The sequence below is a fragment of the Bradyrhizobium stylosanthis genome (genome assembly GCF_001641335.1).
Lineage (GTDB): Bacteria > Pseudomonadota > Alphaproteobacteria > Rhizobiales > Xanthobacteraceae > Bradyrhizobium > Bradyrhizobium stylosanthis.
The window spans coordinates 1,126,227-1,150,905 of record NZ_LVEM01000002.1; the positions used below are offsets into that span (position 1 = coordinate 1,126,227).

Below are 24,679 nucleotides of genomic sequence, written 5' to 3' on the forward strand. Positions count from 1 at the left end.
GTCCCGGAGAGGTCCAAGGGAGAGATTCATGTCCAGACGTTTGCTGACGATCGCCGGCACTCTCCTGTTCCTGGTCTGCGGCGCCTCGGCGCAGGCTCCGTCGCCGGAGGCGATGAGCGCGGCGCGCAAGCTCGTCGTTACCTTGAAGATCGCGGATCAGTACCGCGCATTGCTGCCGCAGCTCCTGCTCAAGCTACGCCCGGTCGTCGCGCAGGACAGGCCGGAGATCGAGCGCGACTACGATGCGATGACGGCGCCCGGCGCCGAGATCTACGCCCCGTTTCTCAACGGAATGATCGACCAGGTCGCCGCCCTCTACGCGCAGACCTTCACGGTGGACGAGCTGCGCCAGATCGAAGCCTTCTATGCCCAGCCGGCGGGCCGCAAATTCCTGGAGAAGTCCGATGCGCTGGCGCAGGCCAGCGCGCAGATCGGCCAGGACGTCAGCCAGAAGGCGGCCGACGATTTGAAGCAGCGCCTGCTCGAGGCGCTGCGCCAGAAAGGGCACAAGCTCTGAGGCGCGGCCCCCGAGGACATCAGGCGCGCGGGCAAAAGCCTCGCGCGCCTGCCGCCTCATTTCACCAGCGGGCAGCCGCCGTCCTTCAGCGGACGGAACGCCTGGTCGGCGGGGACTTCGGCGAGCAGCTTATAGTAATCCCACGGCCCCTTCGATTCTTCGGGCTTCTTCACCTGGAACAGATACATGCTGTGCACCATGCGGCCGTCCTCGCGCAGGATGCCGTTGTCGGTGAAGGCGTCCTTCACCGGCAGCTCGCGCATCTTGGCCATCACGGTCTTGGTGTCCTTGGTGCCGGCCGCCTGCACCGCCTTCAGGTAATGCAGCGTCGCGCTGTAGGTCGCGGCCTGGTTCATCGTCGGCATGCGCTTGACGCGCTCCATGAAACGCTTGCCGAAGGCGCGGGTCTTGTCGTTGAGGTCCCAGTAATAAGCCTCGGTGATGATCAGCCCCTGCGCGAGCTTCAGCCCCAGGCTGTGCACGTCGGAGATGAACATCACGATCGCGGCGAGGTTCTGGCCGCCGGCGACGATGCCGAACTCGCCGGCCTGCTTGATCGCGTTGATGGTGTCGCCGCCGCCATTGGCGAGCCCGATGATCTTGGCCTTGGAAGCCTGTGCCTGCAGCAGGAATGACGAGAAGTCCGCCGTGTTCAGCGGATGCTTGACGCTGCCGAGCACCTTGCCGCCCGCCGCCTTCACGACATCGCTGGTGTCGCGCTCGACCGAATGGCCGAACACGTAGTCGGCGGTAAGGAAGAACCAGGTGTCGCCGCCGTTCTTGACGATGGCGCTGCCGACGGTGTGGGCGTTGGCATAAGTGTCGTAAGTCCAGTGCGCGGTGTAGGGCGAGCAGGATTTGCCGGTGATGTCGGAGCTCGCCGCGTCCGTCACGATCATGATCTTCTCGTACTGCTTCGACAGCTCCATCACCGCGAGCGCGGTGGCCGAGGTCGGCAGGTCGATGATCATGTCGACGCCCTCGGTCTCCCACCATTTGCGGGCGATGGTCGAGGCGACGTCGGGCTTGTTGAGCACGTCGGCCGAGACCATGCTGATCGGCTCGCCGAACATCCGGCCGCCGAAATCGTCGATGGCCATCCTGGTGGCCTCGACATTCCCCTGGCCGCCGATGTCGGAATAGACCGACGAGAAGTCGGAGAGCACGCCGATCTTGAGCGGGGTCTGCTGGGCGGAGGCGGGGACGATCAGGGCAGCCGACAGCAAGCCGGCCGCAGACACGAGTGCTGCGATAGGTCTCATGGATACGTTTCCTCTTGTTCGGGACTATTCTGTCCCTTTGTCCGACAAAGTTAGAGTGCGGTTCCGCAGGAGTCAATTTGCGGCGGACGCGGCAAGAATGCTGCAGTTTGACGCGCTTTCCGGTTCGGTCCTATAGTTTGTCGGACAATCGCCATCGGAGCCAAAATTTGCCCCTTGCGCCGCTCTTCCGCCCGATCGATGTCGCGCCGGCCTATCAGAAGGTCGCCGACGCCATCGAACGCGAGATCGTCAACGGCCGGATCAAGCCGGGCGACCCCATCGGCACCGAGCACGATCTGGTGCGCCAGTTCGGCGTCAATCGCTCGACCATTCGCGAAGGCATCCGTGTGCTGGAGGAGGGCGGGCTGATCCGCCGCGATTCCTCGCGCCGCCTGCATGCCTGCCTGCCGCGCTACAGCAAGCTCGCGAGCCGCCTCAGCCGCGCTCTGGTGCTGCATGAAGTGACTTTCCGCGAGCTCTACGAGGCGTCGATGACATTGGAGGTCGCCAGCATCGAGGGCGCGGTGGAGCGGGCAAGCGAGGAGAACGTCGCCGAACTCGCCGACAATCTCTCGCGCAGCGAAGCCGTGGTCGGCGATCCCGCTGCGCTGGCCGAATGTGATGCCGAATTCCACGTGCTGGTCGCTAAGGCCTCGCAGAACCGCGTGCTCCAGCTCGCGCGCGAGCCGGCGGCGCAGCTGTTCTATCCGACCACCGAGATGATCGTGACCGGCGTCGTCGAAGGCGGCCCGCGCCTCGTCGCCGCGCATCGCCATCTGATCGACGCGATCCGCCGCCGCGACCGCGAGGCCGGCGTGCTGTGGACCCGCCGGCACTTGCAGGACTGGCGGCGCGGCTTCGAGAAGATCGCCTCGCTCGATCGGTCGGTCGAGCACATGTACATGGAGCACGCACAGGCGGCCCGGCGCAGATAGCGCGCAAAAGAAGACGCAAGATTTCAGACCAGAAATCCAACCAATAAAGACATCATACGGAGGGACACATGACCGGGGACATCGTAGCCACCATCTCGAAAGCGCGCGAGCATTCGATCGGCGATCTCCTGCGCCGCTCCGCAGGGCGCGAGCCGGCCAAGCTTGCGGTGAGCTGCGGCAGCGTGAGCTGGACCTTCGCCGAGATGGACGCGATCTGCAATCGGCTCGGCCGCGGCCTGCTTGGCCTCGGCGTCAAGAAGGGCGATCGCGTCGCCGTGCTCTCGCGCAACTCGCACGCCTTCGCCGTGCTTCGCTTCGCACTGGCGCGGATCGGCGCCGTGCTGGTGCCGATCAACTTCATGCTCAATCCGGACGAGATCAACTTCATCCTCAAGAGCTCCGGCGCCAAGCTGCTCGCGACCGGGCCCGACTTCGTCGAGCCGGCAAAGGCCGCAAGCGCCAGGGATTGCGCGGTCGAGAAGATGATCTGGCTGCCGGGCGAGGATCCGGCATCCGCGCCCGCGGGCCTCACCACGTTCGACGATCTGCTTCATGCAGATGGCTCGTTCCTCGAAGCGTCGGTCGACAGCCGCGATCTCGCGCAGATCGTCTATACCAGCGGCACTGAATCGCTGCCCAAGGGCGCGATGCTGACCCATGAAGCCGTGATGTGGCAGTATGTCAGCTGCATCATCGACGGCGGCATGAGCGTCGAGGACAAATTCCTGCACGCGCTGCCGCTCTATCACTGCGCCCAGCTCGATGTGTTCCTGGGACCGCAAGTTTACCTCGGGGCTTCCGGCGTCATCACGGGCAAGCCGACTGCCGACAACATCCTGGCGCTGATCCAGGCGCACAAGATCACGTCCTTCTTCGCGCCGCCGACGATCTGGATCGCGATGCTGCGCTCGCCGAATTTCGACAAGACCGATCTGTCGACCCTGCAGAAGGGCTATTACGGCGCCTCGATCATGCCGGTGGAAGTCCTGCTCGAACTGCAGCGCCGCCTGCCGAACGTCAAATTCTGGAATTTCTACGGCCAGACCGAGATCGCGCCGCTTGCGACCGTGCTGCGCCCCGAGGATCAGCTCCGCAAGGCCGGCTCGGCCGGCAAGCCCGTGCTCAACGTCGAGACGCGCGTGGTCAACACCGCGATGGAGGACGTCAAGGTCGGCGAAGTCGGCGAGATCGTGCACCGCTCGCCGCATCTGCTCTCCGGCTATTACAACGACCCCGTCAAGACCGCGGCAGCGTTCAGCGGCGGCTGGTTTCACTCTGGCGATCTCGCCACCGTCGATGACGAAGGCCACATCACCGTGGTCGACCGCGTCAAGGACATGATCAAGACCGGCGGCGAGAACGTCGCGAGCCGCGAGGTCGAAGAGATGGTCTACCGCATCCCCGCCGTCTCCGAGGTCGCCGTCGTCGGCCTGCCCGATCCGCGCTGGATCGAGGCGGTCACCGCGATCGTCGTGGTCAAGAGCGGCGAGACGCTCGACGAGGACGCCGTCATCAAGCACTGCGCCGGTCAGATGGCGCATTTCAAGGTGCCCAAGCGCGTGATCTTCGTGGATGCCTTGCCGAAGAATCCGAGCGGCAAGCTCCTCAAGCGCGAGCTGCGCCAGCGCTTCGTCGGCGGCGAGACGCTCGACAAGGCGGTCCAGAAGAGCTTTGGCACCTGAGGCGGAGCGCGTCCCATGAAAGCCTGGCAGGTCGCGCGCGACTGGTCGATCGAGGGGATGGAGCTGGCCGAGCTGCCGGAGCCGGCGCCTGGTCCGGGCCAGGTCGCGGTGCGGATGAAGGCGGCATCGCTCAACTATCGCGACCTGCTCACGATCCAGGGTAAGGGCGGCGTCACCAGATTGCCGCTGATCCCGTTCTCGGACGGGGCGGGCGAGGTGATCGCGGCCGGTGAGGGCGTGAGCCGTGTTGCGGTCGGCGATCGCGTCTGTCCGATGTTCTTCCAGTCCTGGATTGACGGGAAGGTTTCGGCGAGTAGTCGCCGTTATGCGCTCGGCGGCACGCGGCCGGGCGTGCTGCAGCAGGTGATGGTGCTCGACGCCGAGGGCGTCAGCCGCATTCCCTCGCATTTGTCATTCCCTGAAGCTGCGACGCTGCCCTGCGCCGGGCTCACCGCCTGGCGCGCGCTGTTCGAGGAAGCGAACGTTCAGCCCGGCGACACGGTGCTGGTGCAAGGCACCGGCGGTGTGTCGATTTTCGCGCTGCAATTCGCCAAACTCGCCGGCGCCAGCGTGATCGTGACGTCGTCGAGCGACGACAAGCTCGAACGCGCCAGGGCGCTCGGCGCCGACCACACCATCAATTATCGTTCCGTGCCGGAATGGGGCAAGGCGGCAGCCGAATGGACCGGCGGCGGCGTCGACCACGTCGTCGAGGTCGGCGGCAAGGACACGTTCGCGCAATCGCTCGAGGCTGCCCGGGTGGGCGGCACCATCCTGGTGATCGGCGTGCTCACCGGCTTCTCGCAGCAGATCGCGATTCCGAGCCTTTTCGCCAAGAATCTGCACGTCATCGGCCTCTCCGTCGGCAGCCGCCGCATGTTCGAGGGCATGACGGCCGCAATCGGCCGCAATGCGATGAGGCCGGTGATCGACCGCGTGTTCGGCTTCGACGCCGTGCCCGATGCGCTGAGGCTGATGCAGCAGGGCGGCCATTTCGGCAAGATCGTCGTCGAGTTTCCCTAGCCGGCCTCGCCGGCCGTTCTCCTGATATCGTCGGGCGTCGCTCCGAAGCGGCGGCGGAACGCGCGATGGAAGTAGGAGACGTCGTGGAATCCGGCGAGGTGCGCGATCTCGATGATCTTGCGCGAGCGCAGGCCCGGGTTGCGAAGCAGCCGCTCGGCGCGCAGCAGCCGCTGCTCGAGCACGAAGCCGCTATAGGTGATGCCGGCCTTCTCGAACAGCAGCTGGATCGTGCGCGGACTGATGCGGTGCGCGGCCGCAAGCTCCGGCAGCGATAATGCGGCGCTGTCGAGCTGCGCCAGAATGTCGGCCTTGATGGCTTCGAAACGCGCTGCGGCAAGGCCGCGCATCCGCGCCTCCTCGGCGACATCGCCGCGCGCGCCGATCATCAGCACCGAGAGGTCGAACAAATGCTGCGAGACCGCATCGAGCTCCGCGGGCGCAAGCTTGTCGGCATGCGCATGAGCGAGGTCGTAATACCGCAGGAACATCGACGTGATCGGATTGACGCCGGGGATCGACCGCGCAATCAGATCCTCCGCATTCGGGCAGGCGCGCAATAGCGCCTTGCGCGGCAGCAGCGCGGTCTGGAAATTGCCGTATCCCGTCTGGGTGATGTAGGCGCCCTTGATCGAGGGATCGCCGATCGTCACGTCGCCCGCAGCGACCTCGAGCGGACGCTTTCCCATGGTCCCGCTGAGTGCGGAATTCGGCGACATCGTAATCACCAATTCGTCGTTCGTCCCCAGCGACACGAAAGACATCGGCGTGCCGAACGAGGCCGAGAGTCTGAGGCGGGGCAGAATGGCCGGCGCGATGGTCCGGTGAACACGCCCGTCACCGACCGGCACGAAGTCGACGTTCGCCACCTGACGGCAGAACTGCTCGCGCCATCGTTCATAGGCCGGGCCGTTCGGGTCGCCGTCGAATGAGAGTTGAGGCTGGATCATCGATCGGGAAGTGCAAGTGTGTTGGCAATTTGCGGCAGGTTGTATCGTCGGGCCAGTACACTGCAACGGCAAAAGCGCGAAATTGCGTGATAAGCCACTCGCGATGACGCTCCGAGACCGCGACCAGGTGCCGCAGCCGGTGTGCCCCGACCGCAACACGCGGCGCCGTTGTTGCTGTCTTTCATGTCAGTCCATGCGCTGCTTCGCGCCTCTCCACGAACAGGGATCGCAACCCGCCTATCGTCGCCAGCGCAATGACGGACGATTGGAAGGGAATGATTCGATGACATCTCGTGGGAGCGATCTGCTGCCGGCTGCTCTGGCGCTTGGCCTGGCTGCGTTGTGCGCCACCGAGGCAACCGCCGCCGACATCGCGCTGAAAGCGTCGCCTGCGCCGCTGCCCGTGTTCAGCTGGACCGGATTCTATGCCGGCGTTCATGCCGGTTACGGCACTGGCGACGGGAATTCGGCGCGGGTCGATCCCGGTGCGCTGCCGGCGCTGTTTCCCGGCGTGAACAACCTGACCTCGACCGCGTCAGCGCCGTTCACGCTGGGTGTCGATCAGTCCGGCTGGCTGGGCGGATTGCAGGCCGGCTACAACTGGCAGGCTGGCCATATGGTCGTGGGTGTCGAAGCCGACGTCAGCGCCGCCGGGATCGGCGGGCGGGCGTCAGGCTCCTATGCATTCCGTCCCGTTTTCCTGGTCGGCGATTTCGACAATTACACCGGGACTGTAACCGTGACGCAGGATATCGACTATCTCGGCACGCTGCGCGGCCGCCTGGGCTATGCCAGCAACAATTGGCTGCTCTATGCGACGGGCGGTCTCGCCTGGGCGCATGTCAAGGCAAGCCTCGACAGCACTCATCTCAGATTGACCAACAATTTTCCGATGCCCGGTTTTCCCGGCGTACTGAACGGTCATGCCTCGGCAAGCGGCTACAATATCGGCTATGCGGTCGGCGGCGGCGGCGAATGGTCATTCGCGCCGCGCTGGTCGCTCAAGGCGGAGTATCTCTACCTCAACCTCGGCCGCCAGCTCTCTCTGTCGATCCCCGCGACCAGCATGCCGGCCAGCGACATCGAGCTTCATACCTTCAGGATCGGTCTGAACCGGCAATTTGCGCCATGACGGCGGCGGAGGCGGTGAAGCTCAATACTTCTTCACCGCCGCTCCGAAGGCCAGCCACAGCGCGATCGACGCGAGGCCGAAGCTGCCGAGCAGCAGGAAGGTCGGGCCGTAGCCGATCCATTGCGCGATCCAGCCGCCGAGCGCAGGACTGAGGCTCGCGCCGACGCCCTGCACCGTGATCACGGCGCCCTGGCCGAGATTGATGCGGCCGCTGCCGTCGAGCGAACGCGCAACCATGCCGGGCACGGCGACCGTCTGCAGTCCCGTGCCGATGCCGTCGAGCACCTGCATGGGCACGACGCCCCACCACCCCGTGACGAAGAAGGCGAGCACGCCGCGAATGGGCAGGAACATGAAGGAGACCAGGATCACAGGCCAGTAATTGCGCTTGCTCGCGGCCTTCATCGCGATCAGCGAGGTCACCACCATGACGCCCTGAGCAATGACGACGGTGGTGGCGACGAAGCTCGGTCCATTGGCCTGCCCCTCCGCAACGGCCGCGAGCCCATAGAGCGGTACGATCGCCGCATTGCCGAGATGGAAGATGGCAAGCGCAAGCGCCAGCACCAGGAGCGGCTTGTGCTTGAGCAGGACGGTCATCGTATCCGGCGGATTCTTGCTCTCGTCCTCCTTGCTGCCGCGGGCCTGACGATCGTCAATGGAATTGGCGGGGATCATCATGACGCAGGCGATCGCGATGGCGCCGAACACGGCCGCCAACACGAACACGGCGACGTAGCCGAACTTGTAGCCGAGATAGCCCGACAACGCCGCACCGACCATGTTGCCGGCATGGTTGAAGGCCTGGTTGCGCCCGTTCAGCGCATTGAAGCCCTTCTGCTTGGCGATGCCGAGCGTGATGCCTGTGACCGCCGGCACGATGGCGGCACTCGCCAGCGATTGCGCCACTTGCGAGAACGTCACCGCCCAGAAATTCTGCGAGATCAGGATGATCGCGGACGCAAGTACCACGCAGATGCCGGGGATGACCACCCACAGCCGCTTGTTGCGGCTGGAATCGATGAAGCCGCCGATCGGCGTGGTCACCAGCATGCCCGCGACATTGCCGATCGTCAGCGCGGTGCCGATCAATCCGGTGGCCCAGCCGCGTTCCTGCAGGAACACGCCGACGAACGGCCCGATTCCCGACTGCATGTCGGCCATGAAGAAGTTGACGGCGTAGAGGGGCCAGATGCGGGAAGGGGAGCGCGATGTCATCGAGACGCTGAGCGACGGCCGGCAGAAGTGGTCTTGCGCAAGCAGGGCTGACAAGACGGGCTGACATGACCGGCGACTGGTGCCGGAGCGGACCGGAAAGTAACTTGTGCTCATCGCCTTGGTTCCTCCGTCCTTGCGGTTGGAGAGCTGCGATGTCACCTCATCTGTGTCCCACTCTCCTTTCCGGATCACAGCCATGCCTCTCTGGACCTGCGAAACCTGCGGCGCGCAATTCCCCGACAGCGGAAAACCGCCTGCCTCGTGTCCGATCTGCGAGGACGAGCGGCAATATGTGAACTGGAACGGGCAGTCTTTCCTCACGCGGGACGAACTGGCCGACGGCCATCGCCTCGTCTGGCGCGACGATCTCGGCCTCACCGGCATCGCGCTCGAGCCGAGCTTTGCCATCGCCCAGCGCGCACTGCTGGTCCCCGCGGACGGGGGATACGTGATGTGGGACTGCATTCCACTGGCGACGCCGGAGGCGATCGCGCATGTCCGCGCGCTCGGTGGCCTCAAGGCGATCGCGATCTCGCATCCGCATTATTATGGCGCGCTGGCCGACTGGAGCGAAGCGTTCGGCGGTGTGCCTGTCTATCTGCACGCGGATGACCGCCAGTGGGTAACGCGGCCGCATGCGTCGATCGTGCACTGGAGCGGCGATCAGCACCGCATCTCCGATAATGTGCTGCTGCTGCGCACCGGCGGTCATTTCGCCGGCGCCACCATGCTGCACTGGGCGAGCGGTGCGGAGGGCAGGGGCGCGCTGCTCACCGGCGACATCGCGCAGGTGACGATGGACCGCCGCTTCGTCAGCTTCATGTACTCCTATCCGAATTACATGCCGCTCAATGCAGCCGCGGTGCGGCGGATCGCTGCCGCCGTCGAGCCGCTCGCCTTCGATCGCATCTACGGTGCCTGGTGGGGACGTAACATCGCCGGCGGCGCCAAGGCCGCATTCGCAGCGTCCGTGCAACGATATATCGCGGCCATCGCCTGAGCCGCGACGGCTATCAGAATCCCGTTGCCCTGATCTAATAAATGTACTATAAGTACAGTTATTAGCGGCGGCGCAACGATGCGTTGCCGGTCCGGCATGAACGATGCATCGTTGTTGCGGCGGACGCATATTGCGGCCGCGTGAGCGGGAGTTGGACGCATGACCGGGCAGCGCGACTACGAGATCTTCGAGGCGGGCGACGTGACGCTTCAGTCAAGCGCCGTCTTCCCGGCGATGAAGCTCGCCTACAAGACCTATGGCACGCTGAGCGCAGCCAAGGACAACGTCATCCTCTATCCGACCTCGTTCAGCGCGCAGCATTTCGACACCGAATGGCTGATCGGCCCAGACGGCGTGCTCGACCCCACGCGCTATTTCATCGTCATCCCGAACCTGTTCGGCAACGGCCTGTCCTCCTCGCCGTCGAATTCCGGCGACGGGCCGTTCCCGCTCGTCAGCTATCACGACGCGATCGCGGTCCAGCACCGGCTGCTGACCGAGCGCTTCGGTATCAAGAAGCTGGCGCTGGTCTATGGCTGGTCGATGGGCGGCATGCAGACCTATCACTGGGCGGCGCTGCATCCTGACATGGTTGAACGCGCTGCGGTGGTCTGCGGCAGTGCGCGCTGCGCGCCCTACAATCACGTGTTTCTCGAAAGCGTGAAGGCGGCGCTGTCGGGCGATCCCGCCTTCCGTGACGGGCGCTTCGTCGAGAAGCCCACGGCCGGCTACCGCGCCATGGGGCGCGTCTATGCCGGTTGGGCGATGTCGCACGGCTTCTACCGCGACGAGCTCTGGCGCGAGGCCGGCTTCACCTCGCTCGAGGACTATCTCGTCCGCAACTGGGATACGACCTTCGCCCGCCGCGACGCCAACGATCTTCTGGCGCAGGCCGACATCTGGCAGCGCGGCAACATCAGCGCCTGCGCGGCCTTCGGCGGCGATCTCGACCGCGCGCTCGCGGCGATCACGGCGCATATGCTGCTGATGCCCGGCGCGACCGATCGTTATTTCGACGTCCGCGATAATGAGGACGAACTCCCCAAGCTGGTCAACGCCAGATCCGCCGTGCTGCACCCGATCCCGTCGCAACACGGCCACCGCGCCGGCAATCCCGTCAACAATCCGCGCGACCAGGCCTTTCTCAGGGCCGAGGTCGCGGCGCTCCTTGGCAAGTAATGCAGGTGTCCGATCATGACTGACGCGACCGTTTCAGAGCCCGGCCATCGCTTGAAACCGCTGAGCCCGGCGATGCTGCGCGAATTGTCGGTGCGCTCGAATTTGCGCGGCGCGGTGCAGAGCCTCGGTCACTACGGCATGATCGTCCTGGTCGGCGCATTGATCTGGACGTCGCGCCATGGCGTGCTATGGGCGCTGCCGCTGATGGCGGTGCAGGGTTATCTCGTCGCCTTCCTGTTCATGGCGGTGCACGAGACCGCGCACAAGACCGCGTTCAGAAGCCGCGGCCTCAATCTCGCCGTCGGCTATCTCTCGGCCTTCATCATCGGATTGCCCTACGAATATTACTGCCTGTTCCACTGGGACCATCACCGCTACACCCAGGATCCCGAGAAGGACCCGGAGCTGATCGTCGGCGTGAAGCCGGCCTCCGATACCCAGCTCGCGATGGCCTATAGCGGCCTGCTCCAGGTCGCCGGGCGTCTGCGGCTGATGCTCGGCCATGCCGTCACCGGCAAGGTCGTCGTGCCCTGGATTCCCGAGGGCAAGCGCGGCACCATCGTGGCCGAGGCGCGCGCCTATGTCGCGCTCTACGCGCTGCTGCTCGCACTCTCGCTGTGGTTCTCCTCCGCGCTGCTGCTCTGGGTCTGGATCGTGCCGCTGGTCATCGGGCAGTTCTTCCTGCGGCCTTATCTCTATGCCGAGCACACCGGCTGCGACCGCACCCGCAGCGCGTTCGAGAACACCCGCACGACCTATACCGGCACCGTCGTGAAATGGTTTGCGTGGAACATGCCCTTCCATGTCGAGCACCACGCCTATCCGTCGATTCCGTTTCACGCGCTGCCGAAGCTGAACGCGATCGTCGACGGCGAGATCGTCTATCGCGGCCGCGGCTATATCAGGACGACGGGCGAGACCTGGGCCTGGTTTCGCCGGCAGCGGCAGGGGAGCTAGCCAAACGCAAAACTCCGGCCGCGATGCGACCGGAGCTTTGTCGTGATAGCGAGGTATCAGTAGATCCCGTAGGCGCAGACATTCACGACGCGGACGCGCAGGCCGTGGCGGGTCTGGACGACGCGCTCCTGGTAGCAGTTGCTGACGCCGGTGTTGACGTAGATGCCGCCAAAGCCATAGCCCGGGCCCCAGCCATGACCCCAGTGATGGAAGCCGTGAGCCGAAGCGGCGGTGGGCGCGAGAGCAGCAGCGCCGAGCGAGCCGGCAGCGATCAGACCAAGAGCAAGCTTACGAAACATTTTCATTCTCCAGTTGGCGCGAGGCCGTTGTTGTGTCCCTGCATCTCCGTCGGCACGAGACGCGAATGCGTTCATGGCGCTGACCGAGAATCGTGTTTCAGGATTGTTTCGTCGGCTGCGGCGAGGTGCGCCGTGGTCAGGCTTTCTGCGCCGCGCCATAGCGCGCGGCCATCGCCTGCGTCATCTCGGCCATCTTCTCGCGGAGATCGGCGGGCTCCAGAACTTCCGCCTCGGGGCCGAGCCGCAGCAATTCGGCCGCGGCGTGCCATGAAGTCTTGCCGGTCGGCACCCGCGCGATGCGCCAGCCGTCGGCATCGGCGGTCTCTTCGATCTCGGTGCGCGCCTTGACGTAAGGCTGGCTCAATGCGCCGAGCAGCTTGACGCCGAACGGCGACAGCCGCACGACCGCGACATTGGGATGCATCTCGGCTTCGAGGCGAAGTGTCGCGGCCTGCCAATAGGCGGCGAGATCGAAATCGGCGGGACGATCGAAGGGATCGTCGAGCGCAGTACAGTCGAGCACGCGCGCGACGCGATAGGTGCGCACGCTGCTATCGACTTGTCCGGCGAGGTACCAGCTGCCGCCTTTCAATACGAGCCCGAGCGGGGCGACGCGGCGCTGCTTCTCCGAGCGCCAGCTCTGGTAGCGGATCTTAATCAATGTCCCGCGCAGGGCCGCGCCGGCGATGGCGCGCAGATGCACCGGCTCCTCCGCCTCGCCGAACCAGCCCGGCGCGTCCAGGTGAAAGCGCTCCTGCATGCGGCCGGCATCCTCGCGCAGATTCGCAGGCAGGGCGGCCATCAGCTTGTTCTGCGCGGCGATCATCGCCGCATCCAGCCCGAGCGCCGCCGCAGGGCCCGGGAGACCCGCCAGGAACAGCGCGCCGGCTTCGCTCTGCGACAGGCCGTTGAGCCGGACGCGATAGCCGTCGAGCAGGCGATAGCCGCCCTCCGCGCCGCGATCGGCATAAACAGGGACGCCCGAGGCCGCCAGCGCGTCGATGTCGCGATAGATCGTGCGCACCGAGACCTCGCAGGCTTCCGCGAGCTCGGGCGCGGTGACCTGCCCCCTGGCCTGGAGGGTGGTGAGGATCGACAGCATCCGGCTCGCGCGCATGATCCCTTAAACCATACCTGACACAGGATGTCAGGTATGGTCCGTTACAAGCGCCATCGCCTGTTGGCCAGATGGAGACCCGCCATGACCGATCCGAACCGCATCACCCTGTATTATTCGCCGCAAAGCCGCGCCACCGGCACGCGGGTGCTGCTGGAGGAACTGGGGGCGCCTTACGATCTCCACGTCCTCAACATGAAGGCCGGCGAGCAGCGCCAGGCCGCCTATCTCGCCGTCAATCCGCTCGGCAAGGTGCCGGCGATCCACCATCGCGGAGAGCTCGTGACCGAGCAGGTCGCGATCACCATTTACCTGGCTGACCTGTTTCCGCAGGCCGGGCTGACGCCTGCGCTGAACGATCCGCTGCGCGGCCCTTATTTGCGCTGGATCGCCTATTACGGCGCCTCGTTCGAGCCGGCCATGATCGACAAGTTCATGCAGCGCGAGCCGGCGCCGATCACGCAATCGCCATATGCGGATTACGATACGATGCTAGGTGCGCTGGAAGCACAATTGTCGAGGGGCCCCTACCTGCTCGGCGAGCGCATGACGGCCGCGGACGTGTTGTGGGGCGTCGCGTTCAGCTGGACCATGATGTTCGGCATCGTGCCGAAAAAGGACGTGTTCGTCCGCTATGCCGAGCGCATGACCGCGCGCCCGGCGTTCCAGCGCATCAATGCCGCCGACGATGAGATGGCGGCGCAGCATGCCAAGGCTGCGGGTGGTTGAATGATCCGGGGGTGTAGATGACGAAGCCGATGCACACGACCAACTGCTTCAACACCTTCATCCGGGTTGCCGAAGACTGTCCCGCGCGGACCGGCGAGGAGCCGCCGCTGCGCGGGGGAAAGCCCACGGTCGCGTGCCTGCAATACGGGATGATCGCCAGGGCACCCTACAAATACACGTCCGACGACGTGATCTTCGCGACCTCTGCGCCGGGACGCGAGCTCGATGTGAAGGCGACGAAAACGGCGAAGCGTGCGGCCCGCGAGGCGTTCTTCTCGCGGGGGCAGGCGTGCATGAGGGCGTCGAGTCTGGGCAAGCGCTTCGGCTGGGGCGTTCATGCCGATAGTGAGGGCCGGATCGCGATCTACGCCGTCGACAGCAAACGCTACGAGGCGTTGGTCCGCGATCCCAAGCTCACGCAGGTGCGCGCGATGCGGTCGAAGCGGGCGTGATCAGAATTTTGGCGCCCGTTTCTCCGCGAACGCCTTGATGCCTTCCTTGATCTCGTCGCCGCGCATGCTGTCGCGGTGGCGCTGGTCGGCAGCCGCTTCGTCGAGCTCGCCGCGTGCGAATTCGTTGATCGCGCGCTTCATGCCGCGCATGGCCTGCGGCGCGTTGCCGGCGAGGACACTCGCGAGCCTGTCGACCTCCTCGTCGAGCGTCTCTTCCGGCACCATGGCGGTGAGATAGCCGATCCGCAGCATCTCCGGCGCGCTGATCTTCTGCGCCGTCAGGAACAGCCGTTTCGCATTGTCGAGGCCGAGCCGCGTCACGTAGCGCTTGATGCCGCTCCGGTAGTAATGCAGCCCGAGCCGCGCCGCCGGCATGAACATCTCGGCGGTGTCGACGCCGATGCGGAAATCACAGGCGAGCGCGAGATCGGTCGAGCCGCCATAGACGCCGCCGTTGAGCCGGCAGATCGTCGGCACGCCCAGATCCTCGAGGCGATTGACGACGACCTCGAAGGCCGAGCCCGCGCTCTGCTGCTCGCTCGCGCTCACCGCGCGCTCGGCGACCGAATTGAGGTCGTAGCCGGCGGAGAAAGCGCGGCCGGTGCCGGTCAGCACCAGCACGCGGATGGCGGGATCGGCCTCGACGGCGTCGAACAGTCTCAGGAGCTCGCCGAGATCCTCGGCCTGGAGCCTGTTGAGATGCTTCGGCCGGTTGAGGCGGATGGTGGCGCGAGCGCCCGTGATTTCGAGCTGGGGGCCGGTGGCCGCGTCGGCTGTCTCCGACATTCTTGTCTCCTTTTACTTGTTTTCGAGCGTGCGGCGCCTGGCTTCCGCATCGATGGTTTCGGCAAGGTCGGGATGCCGCGCCATCAGCACGCGGAAATCGACGAGATCGAGCACCAGCAGGCGCGACACCTTGGTGGTCGAGACGTTGGCGCCGCGCTTGTTGTTGCCGAGCAGCGCCATCTCGCCGAAGAAGGCGCCTTCGCCGAGCTGCACCTTCTTGCCGGGCAGGTCGACCTCGACCTCGCCGGCGGCAATGAAATACATGCAGTCGCCCTGCGCACCCTTGCGGATGATCATGGTGCGCGCCGGCAGCTCCATGGTGCGCAACATGTGGGTGACGTCGGCAATGGCGGCGGGTCCGAGCGCCGCGAAGAACGGCACCTTGCTGACAGCTTCCCAGGTCCTGAGGAAATTGTCGCGCCGCGTCTCCGCGGCAAAACCCGTCGCCAGGATACCGGTCCAGAGGCCGAATACGCCGAGGCCGGAGATCATCACCAGCGCCGCCACCATCCGCCCCAGCGGGGTAACAGGCACGACGTCGCCATAGCCTGTCGTCGTCAGCGTCACCACCGCCCACCACAGCGCGGCCGGGACGCTGCCGAAGGTCTGCGGCTGCACGTCCCGCTCCAGGAAATATTCGGCGACGGAGGCGAGGAAGACCACCATCAGGAAGATCACGAGCACGCTGACGAGCGGACCCGATTCCAGCACCAGCACGCGGCGAAGCTGCCGCAGGCCCGGAATGCCCGGCACCACCTTCAGAACCCAGAGCACGCTGAGCAGCCAGGCGGTCTTCGGCTCGACGCCGAGGATCAGCGCGACCGGCACGGCCAGTGCCCCGATCGCGTCGACGATGCCGGCGGAAGACGTCACGTAGAGCGCAAGGCGCCCCGTTCGCGCCATGTGGCGCAGCCGGACCAGCCATTCGAACACGAAATAGACGAGGCAGGCCCACAGCAGGACATCGACCCAGCGGTGCGTATCCTCATAGGCCGGGTTCACCGTCAGCAGCACCATGCTGAGCACGCCGACGCCGACCGCTACATAGGCCGCCTTGGTCATGTTGCGGCCGGCCGTGGCGGCCACGAACTGGGCCAGAGCGGAGATCAGCGGCGTGGACATGCGGGAAGGCGGCTCGGTCTTGGCTGTTGCGGTCCCGGCTGGGAGCGCGGCGCCAAAGTGCCTGCCCGCGCCGGGGCCGTCAACGACGGCCGCGCGCACTGCAGCATCGTCAAATCGGTGGGCTGAGCCGCTATCGGAAATGCGGCGGCTCGTCGTAGCCGCGGCGGCTGCTGAAGAACAGCAGGATCATCAGCCCGATCCCGACAACGACGGAGAAAGCAGCCCCAAGCGCGAGGGCCACATAGCCTTCCGTCGGGATCGGCTCGCCTTCGACCGCCATCGCGGAATAAGCGAAATAGCCCACTGCTGCCAGCATTCCCAGGAGGAAGATCATGAGGAGTGTACGCATGGGCGCGTTCTCCGGTTGTATCGGGAAGCCAACGGTTGCGGGCCGGACCGGTTCCAGCGGGACCGGCCATCGGCGGGGCGCGGGTCGGCATTTGCCGGCCTGGCGACGGTCTGCGCGCACGCCCCATCCTTCGAGACGACCGCTTCCAGCGGTCTCCCCAGGATAGGCTAAGCGACACCGGAGCCCGCAAATTGCAGCCACACACTCCGCCTCATCCTGAGGGCCCGCCAAAGGCGGGCGTCTCGAAGGATGGTGGCTAGGAGAATACTCCCGACCACGCTCGGGGCAGCGCTGCGATCAGGCGCTCTGCGCGGTTTTCACCACCACGACATTGCTGTCGTCGTGCTGCGGTGCGGTGGCGTCGCGGGCGGCCTTCTCGGCTTCGCCGGCGTGGCGCTTCAGGTAGTCGCGGCGCATGCCGATCTCGTCACGGACGAATTCGTAGCCGAGCTTGAAGGTGTCGAGCCCGTCGGTACTGATCGTGCCGTCCCTGAGGCCGATGACGGCGCCCCGCAGGATGCCCTCCAGCTCGTCCTGCAGGCACTCCAGCTGGTCGAGCGAATGGGCGTGCTCGATGCGCTCGCCGATGTCGAGGATGGCGGTGGAGAGCTCGCTGGCCTTCTCCGGCGCGATGCGGGTGATCTTGGCGTAGATGGCGGCGAAGATGGAGCCGATGACGCTGAGCGCGGCGGCGCCCAGATACATCATGTCGCTGTACTTATCCATGAACGACTTGGTGTCGTCGTTGATGTAATCGGCCGCGCCCTGATGCGCCATCACGAAGGCGTCCTTCTCGACGGAAGCCGGCTCGATTCGGCTGGCGAAGCCGCTGTCGAGCCCGAGGGCGGCCTTGTTCTCGTAGATAGTGCGCGCCAGCTCGCCCGCCGTGGTCAACGACATCCTGGATTGGGCGACCAGCAGCCATTCGAGCCCGATCGTCTCGAGATCATCGTCGGGAATTTGAGGCGAGGCCGCCAGCGTTCCTGCCGTCAGCGTCTCGTCGGAAATGCCGGGGAATTTGCGGGCCAGCGCCTTGACCTCGTCGATGGCGTTGAGCGTGAAGCCGCCGCGCCTGGCGGCCTGCTCATAGCCCTTGTCCCGAATCGCTTTCGAGGCGTGGACGACGGCGATCACGGCAGCGAAGCCGTTGGCCGGCGCAAACAGCTTGTCGAGCGTTACGCCCTGCGGCGCCATCTGGATCTTCGCTGCGTCGGGGCCGTCGGGAATGTCGAGGATGCCGCGGACGAAAGCCAGCGAGGAATCGCTCTCGGCGAGCACGGCGACCTTCTTCTTCTTCAGCTCGGCGAGCGACTTGATCTTCTTGTTGCCGGGACCGAGCAGCAGCACGAGATCGTGCTCGAGGATCGCGAGCGTGCGCGCGCGCAGCGGCACCTTGGCGTCGGTGCGCAGCACGGCGAGGTCGGCCTGCCGGCGGTCGAACAGTGCGAGCGCCTTGGCATTGTCGCCGTTGTTGACGATCTTGATCCGGAAGCGCGAGGCGTTGCTCTTCAGCAGCGCGGCGAGCTTGGCCGCGAACAGCGCCTCGTCGCTGTTGGGAGCGCCGACGGCGAAGGTCAGCGTCTCCGAATTGTGCAGCATGGCGCGGCCGCCCCAGACGGTGGCAAGCGACAGCAGCAGGGTCAGCACGACGTACAGCAGGACCTGTTGCTGGTTTGTCTTGATCACCTTGGGCCGCCGCGGCGGCGGCTCGGCCTGCGATGAACTGGGGCCCTCGGCACTCATGGCAGCACTCTTGGCCTTATTCTTGGGTGGGGGCCGCTCGCTGGTGCGATCGCGGCAAACGCCCTGTAATTCGTAAACGCCTGAAAAAAGAACGATATTCTCTGCCGACGATGATAGCGCGCCGGCACTGGAATGCAAATTTCGAGCCGGAGGTAACCTTACTCGGTGCTGCGCGGCGATTGGTCATCCTATCACCAGTTAGCCACACTTGGCGATTTTCCGGTTCCCCCCGGCTGCATTCCGTCGCGGGAGATGTCATAAATTACGCGTCCCGGCGATTTGACCGGTCCAAGAAGAAGTTGCGCTGAACGCTCCAATCTTTCTTGTCACGTCAATGAGGGCGTCAGCTTTGTCGTTTCCACCCATGTCATCGGCGGTTCCGGTTGAAGCGCTCATTGGCTGGATGCTGCTGCTCACCTTCAAGCACATCATCGCCGATTTCGTCCTGCAGACCGCCTGGATGGCGCATGGCAAGGACCAGAAGCACGGCTGGGCTCTGCCGCTGCTGGTGCATTGCCTGGTTCACCTTGCGGTCGCGCTGCCGCTGATCGTGATCGTCGCGCCGAAATTCTGGTTCGTGGCGTTCATCGATTTCATGATCCACATCACGATCGATCGGGCCAAGGGATTCGTCTCCGCCAATTTCGGCATCGACCTCGCGCATCCCTGGTTCTGGACCCTGATCGGCGTCGACCAGGCGCTGCATCACCTGACCGGCTTCGGCCTCTCCATCTTCATGGCGGCGAACTGAGGCCGGCTTCATCGGCCTCCGGATGGAGGCAATCGCTATCAGCACAAAAGGTCGTCATGCACGGGCTTGTCCCGGGCATCCACGTTCTTCGTGCCCGCATCGCCGGACGTGAATGGTCGGGACAAGCCCGGCCATGGCGCGGGCCGCCCTCTGATTCGCCGCCCACGGGCAAGGACCCCGGGTGACTACCGGGCAGCGTGGTTAACCTTTCGTTAGAGAATTGCGCTGCATCTTCCGCACACGAGGGAGAACTGCAATGTTTTCAAGCCGTGACGCTTTTGAAAGCGATTTCTGCCCGGTTCGTGACGAGCTCCTTGGCGAGATGTATCGCGCCAGCGAGAGCGGACTGCCGAGGTTGGTTGAGAGTGTTTCCCCTGAGGCGCGCGCCCGCCTGGCGTTGTTCTGCTATCGCCGCAGCCATCTGCATTCGCTGGCGGTCGCGATCGCAGCGAGCTGCAGCGAGCGCGACCTGATCGAGAACGGCGGCCGTGTCGGCTCGACGCTCTACGCGCTGTCGCGCGAGAGCTCGACCAAATCGTCGCCGTCGGCGTCGGGAGGCCGCAAGCCGATCACGCTGTCGACCAAGCCGCTCTCGGTGCTGGCTCCGCTCGATGACGAGCTCGACGACGAGATCGGCGAAGCCGTTCCCGCCTAAGCGGCCTCGATCACCGGCAGTCCAAACTTCCGCCGTGCCATCGCGCATTCGGCATCGCCCGGCATGCATGTGCGGCACACCTCCGGCCGCACCTCATAGATGCCGCAGGCCGTCATCTTTCCGATCTCTCCCTGCAACGCCGAGCAGCGATCGCCCTCGCAGCGCATGCCGGATTGCCGCGCGTTGACGAGCGCTTCGGGGATCGCCGCAAGCTCCTCGTCGCTCTCGATCGAGAAGCGCGGCCAGTTCTCCGAATAGCCGCAGCACGCGCCGCAACTCTGGCAGCAGCTCGACAGGTCGGTGGTGGATGTCTCGTCCATCGTCGTCACGTGTCCTTTCACGTGTCCTTGGGCGGGCCCCAGACCAGGCTCTGCCGCCATCTTGCGCGCAGCACGTCGCGGCGCTCCGGATATCGTTCGTCGAGATAGCTCGCCTCCACCACGCGGTCGGTGCGGAAGCTGCGGAAGTCGCTGCGCAGCTCGCACCAGGCCGCGAGCAGGCGCACCGCTTCGAGATAGCCGACCGAGATTGGCCAGATCATGCGCTCGCTGGCGCGACCCTGCTCGTCGCGATAGCGCAGCATGATCTTCTTGCCTTCGTGGATCTGGGTGCGCGTGCGCACCATGTCGAGGCGGTCGGGCTCCCTGTTCCAGCTCGGCCGCGCCCGGCTCGCCGGCTCCAGCACGAAGGGGCGCAGGCGCTCGGGCACGGTGTCGGCGATCTTGGCCATCAGATCCTCGGCCGCGCGCGCCAGTGCCGAATCGGCGTGGCCCGCAACCCATTGCGCGCCCAGCACCGCCGCCTCGATCTCGTCGGGTGTCAGCATCAGAGGCGGCAGGTCGAAGCCCTTTTCCAGGATGTAGCCCATGCCGGCCTCACCGCGGATCGGCACGCGCTGGCCGATCAGCGTTGCGATGTCGCGATAGATCGTGCGCTTCGAGGTCTCGAGCTCAGCCGCAATCGCGTCCGCCGTCAGCGGCTTACGCGTGCGCCGGAGCACCTGGATGATCTGAAACAGCCGGTCGGCGCGTCTCATGACAATTCTCTTATCGGGGGCGTTTCAGGAAACGGCGCGCGGCTGCTGACAGGATGTTGGCAGCAGGGGGGTTCTATACCGGGACAACACATCGACTGAAGAGGATTTGTCCATGATCATTCCCACCCATTTCGGCCCGGCAATTCCGGTGTTGCGGGCACAGGTGTGGTCCGCCCAGGCGCTCGGTCGTCTCGTTTCGCTCGATCTCATGGCCGTCGACCTCCGATTTGCCCTCGCAAGCGTGGTGGCACGCTCGCTGACCCAGGCTGCGGACGCGCTGGTCCGCCACGTCATGGGCCGCGCCTGGCGGGGGGCCCGTTTCGCAGAAGATATCACGGCTGCTGCCACCATGGTGGCAGCAGCCCGTCACTAGGTTCCGTCAACCCGCAGGTTCAGGAGAGCTCGCATGATCACGCTTTACGGCTTTGGCACCGGCTTCGGCCTGCCGGAAATCAGTCCCTTCGTCACCAAGACGGAGGTGCAGCTCAAGATGGCCGGGCTGCCCTACCGGAAGGAGCGCGCGATGCCGCCCGCATCCCCGAAGGGCCAGCTGCCCTTCATCGACGATGGCGGCGAGGCGGTGGCCGATTCCACCTTCATCCGCGCCCATATCGAGCGCCGCTATGGTTTCGATTTCGACGCCGGCCTCTCCTTGGCTGAGCGGGCCCAGGCCTGGGCGTTCGAGCGCATGATCGAGCATCACGTCTATTGGGCGCTGGTCGGCGCGCGCTGGGTCGATCCGGTCAATTTCGCCAAGGGGCCCGCGCATTTCTTCGACGGCGCGCCGGAGCACAACCGCGAGAAGCTGCGCGAGGATGCGCAATTCCGCGTCGCCGAGAACTACCTGCTCTCCGGCCTCGGCCGCCATGCGCCCGATGACGACGTCGATCTTGCGGTGCGCTCGCTGTTCGCGCTCTCGGTGCAGCTCGGCGACAAGGCCTACTTGATGGGCAACAAGCCCAGCGGCGTCGATGCCACCGCCTTCGGCGCGCTTGCAGGGATCCTGACGCCGTTCTTCGAGTCGGGATTGCGGCAGCGGGCGGAGGGATTTCCGAACCTCACGGCCTATGTCGATCGCATGATGGACAATTACTATCCGGAGTTCGCCTGGACCCCGCTGCGGCAGGCTGCTTAGCGCCCTTCTGTTGCGAGTGTGTGGCGGGCGTGCCTCCACGTCGTCATGGCCGGGCTTGTCCCGGCCATCCACGTCTCGCCACGTTGCACGAAGAACCTGGATGCCCGGGACAAGCCCGGGCATGACGACTGAGAGTTGGCACTTAAAACAAAAGAGCCGGCCCATCGGGCCGGCTCTCGTCGTCTCAAAGCTTTCGTCGCGCCTTACTTCACCAGCGTGTACTTGCCGTTCTTCACGGTGAGCAGGATGCGCGAGCGCTCGTCGAGGCCGTAGCGGTCCTTTTCGGTGAAGTTGTAGACGCCCTGGCTCGCGGCCAGCTCCTTCTCGGACAGGAGAGCCTGGCGGATCGCTTCGCGGAATTCCGGCGTGCCCGGCTTGGCCGTCTTCAGCGCGGTCGGGATGATGCGCTTGAGGATCTCGAAGGCGTCGTAGGAGTGGCCGGCGAACTGGCTGCGGCTGTTCGGGCCGTACTTGGCTTCATAGGCCGAGTTCAGCGCGAGGCCCGGCTTCTTGGTGGCGGCTTCGTCCGGCTGGTCCTCGGGGTCCATGACGGGACCGGAGGCCATCAGCACGCCTTCCGCCGCTTTGCCGGCGATGCGGATGAAATCCATGCTGGCTGCGCCGTGGGTCTGGTAGATCAGGCCCTGATAGCCGCGCTCGCGCAGCTCGGTCTGCGGCAGCGCGGCCGCGGTGCCGGAGGCGCCGACCAGGATCGCGTCCGGATTGGCGGCGACGAGCTTGAGCACCTGACCGGTCACCGAGGTGTCGGGACGGGCGAAACGCTCCTCGTCGACGATGGTCATGCCCATCGGCACGGCCTGCGCCTTGAGGTCGTTGAACCAGAGGTCGCCGTAGGAGTCGGAATAGCCGATATAGCCGAGGGTCTTCACGCCCTTGGACTTCATGTGGTCGTACAGCACCTTGCCGACGATCGGAATCGGCTGCGGCATCGCCACCGACCACTTCATGCGCTCCGGCGTGATCGGGAAGGGGGCGAGACCGAAATGCGGGATGCCGGCTTCGTTGGCGACGTTGGAGACCGCGATGGTCGGCGGCGTCAGAGCCGAGCCCATGATGATGTCGGCCTTGGATTCGGTGACGAAGCGGCGGGCATTGGTGGTCGCGGTGGTGGGATCGCCGCCGTCGTCGAGCACGATCACCTTCAGCGGCACGCCGCCGATCTCCTTCGGCACGAATTCCAGCGCGTTGCGCTCGGGAATGCCGAGGGCCGCGCCCGGGCCGGTCGTAGTGGTGGTGATGCCGATGGTGATTTCGCTGGTCTGGGCCAATGCCGGCAGCGCCGGCAGGGCGAGTGTCGCCGCGGTAATGGCGGCGGTCAGGTAAAAGCGCTTCATCTATTATTCCTCCCTTGACGTGTTTCCTTGAAAGCAGAAATCGGGGGGTAATTCAGCCCCCTCTTTTGGTGATGCGGCGATTTAGCTTCCCGTGAATTTGGCGACCATTTCCGCGGGAAACGGCGCTGATTTCAGCTTGTCGGGGTTGGCGGGATCGCGGCCGACCAGCACGCGGGTCTCGAACCCCTCGATGGCCAGCGCCTCGCCCTTGTAGACGTTGTGCTTCACCTCGAAGCTCGAACGCTTGATGCTTTCGATCTTCGTCTCGATGGTGATCCAGTCGCCATAGGTCGAGGGGATGTAGAACTTGGACCGCGTGTCGACCATGGGGATGCCCACCAGGCCGTATTTGCGGACCAGGTCCTGCTTGGAGAAGCCGGCGACCTCGAACAGCGTCGAGGTCGAATCGTCGAACATCGCGAAATAGCGCGGGTAGTAGACGATGTTCGCGGGGTCGCAGTCGCCCCACTGGATCTGGACCTCGCGCCGGTTCACGAACATGTGCCGCGCGTCCTTATTTCGGCGCCATGCGGAGCGATCCGTCGAGGCGCACGACTTCGCCGTTCAAATAGGCGTTCTCGACCATGTGCAGCGCAAGCGCGGCGAATTCGTCGGCTTGGCCGAGCCGGCGCGGGAAGGGGATCGCGGCGGCGAGCGAGTCCTGCGCTTCCTGCGGCAGGTTGGCCAGCAGCGGCGTCAGGAACAGGCCGGGCGCAATCGTCAGCACGCGGACGCCGAACTGGGCGAGCTCGCGCGCGATCGGCAGCGTCATGCCGACGATGCCGCCCTTGGAGGCCGAATAGGCGGACTGGCCGATCTGGCCGTCATAGGCGGCGACGGAGGCCGTGTTGATGATGACGCCGCGCTCGCCGGTTGCCTGCGGCTCGAGCTTGGACATCTCGGTCGCGGCAAGGCGCAGCATGTTGAAGGTGCCGATCAGGTTGACCTTGATCACCTTGTCGAAATCGGCGAGCGCCATCGGGCCGTCGCGGCCGACGACGCGCTTCGCAACGCCGATGCCGGCGCAGTTGACCAGCACGCGGGCCGGGCCATGGGCCTTGGTCGCCTGCGCGATCGCGGCTTCAGCCGAGGCGGCGTCGGAGACGTCGCAGGTCACGGCCACGCCCTTGATCTCGGCGGCAACGGTTTCCGCAAGCTTGGCATTGAGATCGCAGACCGCGACCTTGGCGCCCTGCGCCGCCAGTTTCCGTGCAGTGGCCGCGCCCAGTCCCGATGCGCCGCCGGTGACGATGGCTGCCTGATCCTTCAACAACATGGCGTTCTCCTTTGGCGATGAT

Annotated in this window: 28 protein-coding genes; 14 read left to right on the forward strand and 14 right to left on the reverse strand. The window is 65.3% G+C overall.

The features are described 5' to 3' along the window. Positions 1-28 precede the first annotated feature (28 nt). The gene (locus tag A7X65_RS17185) at positions 29-517 is read left to right on the forward strand and encodes a DUF2059 domain-containing protein (protein ID WP_063686745.1); all 489 of its coding nucleotides are present in this window, start codon (positions 29-31) and stop codon (positions 515-517) included. 56 nt (positions 518-573) lie between these two features. Here the strand turns inward: A7X65_RS17185 and A7X65_RS17190 are convergent, their stop codons facing one another. After that, positions 574-1,779 (reverse strand): ABC transporter substrate-binding protein, encoded by a 1,206-nt coding sequence (locus A7X65_RS17190; RefSeq protein ID WP_063686747.1) that lies wholly within the window; start codon positions 1,777-1,779, stop codon positions 574-576. Positions 1,780-1,946: 167 nt separating this feature from the next. Here A7X65_RS17190 and A7X65_RS17195 point away from each other — a divergent pair, with 167 nt between their 5' ends. From A7X65_RS17195 to A7X65_RS17205, 3 genes are all read left to right on the forward strand, one after another. Further along, complete coding sequence (locus A7X65_RS17195; protein ID WP_063686749.1) at positions 1,947-2,714, forward strand: FadR/GntR family transcriptional regulator; 768 nt, start codon at positions 1,947-1,949, stop codon at positions 2,712-2,714. A 68-nt stretch (positions 2,715-2,782) separates the two neighbouring features. Next, positions 2,783-4,396 (forward strand): acyl-CoA synthetase, encoded by a 1,614-nt coding sequence (locus A7X65_RS17200; RefSeq protein ID WP_063686750.1) that lies wholly within the window; start codon positions 2,783-2,785, stop codon positions 4,394-4,396. Between the two features lie 15 nt (positions 4,397-4,411). Further along, a complete protein-coding gene (locus A7X65_RS17205) occupies positions 4,412-5,419 on the forward strand; it encodes a zinc-dependent alcohol dehydrogenase family protein (RefSeq protein WP_063686752.1) in 1,008 nt (335 codons plus the stop codon). Here the strand turns inward: A7X65_RS17205 and A7X65_RS17210 are convergent. Then, positions 5,416-6,366, reverse strand: a complete 951-nt coding sequence (locus tag A7X65_RS17210; protein ID WP_063686754.1) for an AraC family transcriptional regulator — start codon at positions 6,364-6,366, stop codon at positions 5,416-5,418. The genes A7X65_RS17205 and A7X65_RS17210 overlap by 4 nt on opposite strands. A 283-nt stretch (positions 6,367-6,649) precedes the next feature. Between A7X65_RS17210 and A7X65_RS17215 the strand changes: the two genes are divergently transcribed. Then, positions 6,650-7,498, forward strand: a complete 849-nt coding sequence (locus tag A7X65_RS17215; protein ID WP_063686756.1) for an outer membrane protein — start codon at positions 6,650-6,652, stop codon at positions 7,496-7,498. Positions 7,499-7,519: 21 nt separating this feature from the next. Here the strand turns inward: A7X65_RS17215 and A7X65_RS17220 are convergent, their stop codons facing one another. Beyond that, entirely contained in the window at positions 7,520-8,716 is a 1,197-nt protein-coding gene (locus A7X65_RS17220; protein WP_063686758.1) for an MFS transporter, read from the reverse strand. A gap of 196 nt (positions 8,717-8,912) precedes the next feature. Here A7X65_RS17220 and A7X65_RS17225 point away from each other — a divergent pair, with 196 nt between their 5' ends. From A7X65_RS17225 to A7X65_RS17235, 3 genes are all read left to right on the forward strand, one after another. Beyond that, positions 8,913-9,716, forward strand: coding sequence for a hypothetical protein (locus tag A7X65_RS17225; protein ID WP_063686760.1), 804 nt, complete (start codon positions 8,913-8,915; stop codon positions 9,714-9,716). Positions 9,717-9,875: 159 nt separating this feature from the next. After that, positions 9,876-10,895, forward strand: coding sequence for an alpha/beta fold hydrolase (locus A7X65_RS17230; RefSeq protein WP_063686762.1), 1,020 nt, complete (start codon positions 9,876-9,878; stop codon positions 10,893-10,895). A 15-nt stretch (positions 10,896-10,910) separates the two neighbouring features. Beyond that, positions 10,911-11,852, forward strand: a complete 942-nt coding sequence (locus A7X65_RS17235) for a fatty acid desaturase (RefSeq protein ID WP_063686764.1) — start codon at positions 10,911-10,913, stop codon at positions 11,850-11,852. Positions 11,853-11,908: 56 nt separating this feature from the next. Here A7X65_RS17235 and A7X65_RS17240 read toward each other — a convergent pair whose 3' ends face one another. Beyond that, the gene (locus A7X65_RS17240; protein WP_063686766.1) at positions 11,909-12,151 is read right to left on the reverse strand and encodes a hypothetical protein; all 243 of its coding nucleotides are present in this window, start codon (positions 12,149-12,151) and stop codon (positions 11,909-11,911) included. Positions 12,152-12,287: 136 nt separating this feature from the next. Beyond that, entirely contained in the window at positions 12,288-13,268 is a 981-nt protein-coding gene (locus tag A7X65_RS17245) for a helix-turn-helix transcriptional regulator (RefSeq protein ID WP_063686768.1), read from the reverse strand. An 84-nt stretch (positions 13,269-13,352) separates the two neighbouring features. Between A7X65_RS17245 and A7X65_RS17250 the strand changes: the two genes are divergently transcribed. Both A7X65_RS17250 and A7X65_RS17255 read left to right on the forward strand, forming a co-directional pair. Continuing rightward, a complete protein-coding gene (locus A7X65_RS17250) occupies positions 13,353-13,997 on the forward strand; it encodes a glutathione S-transferase family protein (protein ID WP_063686770.1) in 645 nt (214 codons plus the stop codon). Between the two features lie 17 nt (positions 13,998-14,014). Beyond that, positions 14,015-14,449, forward strand: coding sequence for a DUF6157 family protein (locus tag A7X65_RS17255; protein WP_082884967.1), 435 nt, complete (start codon positions 14,015-14,017; stop codon positions 14,447-14,449). Here the strand turns inward: A7X65_RS17255 and A7X65_RS17260 are convergent, their stop codons facing one another. From A7X65_RS17260 to A7X65_RS17275, 4 genes are all read right to left on the reverse strand, one after another. Further along, a complete protein-coding gene (locus tag A7X65_RS17260) occupies positions 14,450-15,235 on the reverse strand; it encodes an enoyl-CoA hydratase/isomerase family protein (protein ID WP_063686772.1) in 786 nt (261 codons plus the stop codon). A gap of 12 nt (positions 15,236-15,247) precedes the next feature. Next, positions 15,248-16,357, reverse strand: a complete 1,110-nt coding sequence (locus A7X65_RS17265) for a cyclic nucleotide-gated ion channel (protein ID WP_063686774.1) — start codon at positions 16,355-16,357, stop codon at positions 15,248-15,250. Between the two features lie 130 nt (positions 16,358-16,487). Next, positions 16,488-16,706 carry a hypothetical protein gene (locus A7X65_RS17270; RefSeq protein ID WP_063686776.1) on the reverse strand — a complete coding sequence of 73 codons (219 nt, stop codon included), beginning with the start codon at positions 16,704-16,706 and terminating at the stop codon, positions 16,488-16,490. A gap of 297 nt (positions 16,707-17,003) precedes the next feature. Further along, on the reverse strand, positions 17,004-18,449 hold the full coding sequence (locus A7X65_RS17275) for a TAXI family TRAP transporter solute-binding subunit (protein WP_063686778.1): 1,446 nt from the start codon (positions 18,447-18,449) through the stop codon (positions 17,004-17,006). A gap of 403 nt (positions 18,450-18,852) precedes the next feature. Here A7X65_RS17275 and A7X65_RS17280 point away from each other — a divergent pair, with 403 nt between their 5' ends. Next, complete coding sequence (locus A7X65_RS17280) at positions 18,853-19,200, forward strand: DUF3307 domain-containing protein (protein WP_063687752.1); 348 nt, start codon at positions 18,853-18,855, stop codon at positions 19,198-19,200. A gap of 256 nt (positions 19,201-19,456) precedes the next feature. Next, positions 19,457-19,855 carry a hypothetical protein gene (locus A7X65_RS42645; protein WP_063686780.1) on the forward strand — a complete coding sequence of 133 codons (399 nt, stop codon included), beginning with the start codon at positions 19,457-19,459 and terminating at the stop codon, positions 19,853-19,855. Here the strand turns inward: A7X65_RS42645 and A7X65_RS17290 are convergent. Together A7X65_RS17290 and A7X65_RS17295 are read right to left on the reverse strand one after the other, a co-directional pair. Beyond that, positions 19,852-20,175, reverse strand: a complete 324-nt coding sequence (locus A7X65_RS17290; protein ID WP_063686782.1) for a YkgJ family cysteine cluster protein — start codon at positions 20,173-20,175, stop codon at positions 19,852-19,854. The two genes, A7X65_RS42645 and A7X65_RS17290, sit on opposite strands and share 4 nt — an antisense overlap. Before the next feature lie 17 nt (positions 20,176-20,192). After that, complete coding sequence (locus A7X65_RS17295; RefSeq protein ID WP_063686784.1) at positions 20,193-20,891, reverse strand: helix-turn-helix transcriptional regulator; 699 nt, start codon at positions 20,889-20,891, stop codon at positions 20,193-20,195. Positions 20,892-21,003: 112 nt separating this feature from the next. Here A7X65_RS17295 and A7X65_RS17300 point away from each other — a divergent pair, with 112 nt between their 5' ends. Both A7X65_RS17300 and A7X65_RS17305 read left to right on the forward strand, forming a co-directional pair. Next, positions 21,004-21,264, forward strand: a complete 261-nt coding sequence (locus A7X65_RS17300; RefSeq protein WP_063686786.1) for a hypothetical protein — start codon at positions 21,004-21,006, stop codon at positions 21,262-21,264. A 33-nt stretch (positions 21,265-21,297) separates the two neighbouring features. Next, the gene (locus A7X65_RS17305; protein ID WP_063686788.1) at positions 21,298-22,026 is read left to right on the forward strand and encodes a glutathione S-transferase family protein; all 729 of its coding nucleotides are present in this window, start codon (positions 21,298-21,300) and stop codon (positions 22,024-22,026) included. Positions 22,027-22,229: 203 nt separating this feature from the next. Here the strand turns inward: A7X65_RS17305 and A7X65_RS17310 are convergent, their stop codons facing one another. The 3 genes from A7X65_RS17310 to A7X65_RS17320 form a co-directional block, all read right to left on the reverse strand. After that, positions 22,230-23,381 (reverse strand): ABC transporter substrate-binding protein, encoded by a 1,152-nt coding sequence (locus A7X65_RS17310; RefSeq protein ID WP_063686790.1) that lies wholly within the window; start codon positions 23,379-23,381, stop codon positions 22,230-22,232. 81 nt (positions 23,382-23,462) lie between these two features. Further along, positions 23,463-23,882: an acyl-CoA thioesterase gene (locus A7X65_RS17315; protein WP_063686792.1), complete on the reverse strand. Its 420-nt coding sequence runs from the start codon at positions 23,880-23,882 to the stop codon at positions 23,463-23,465. A 13-nt stretch (positions 23,883-23,895) separates the two neighbouring features. Then, positions 23,896-24,657 carry an SDR family NAD(P)-dependent oxidoreductase gene (locus tag A7X65_RS17320; protein ID WP_060737208.1) on the reverse strand — a complete coding sequence of 254 codons (762 nt, stop codon included), beginning with the start codon at positions 24,655-24,657 and terminating at the stop codon, positions 23,896-23,898. Between the last annotated feature and the right edge of the window lie 22 nt (positions 24,658-24,679).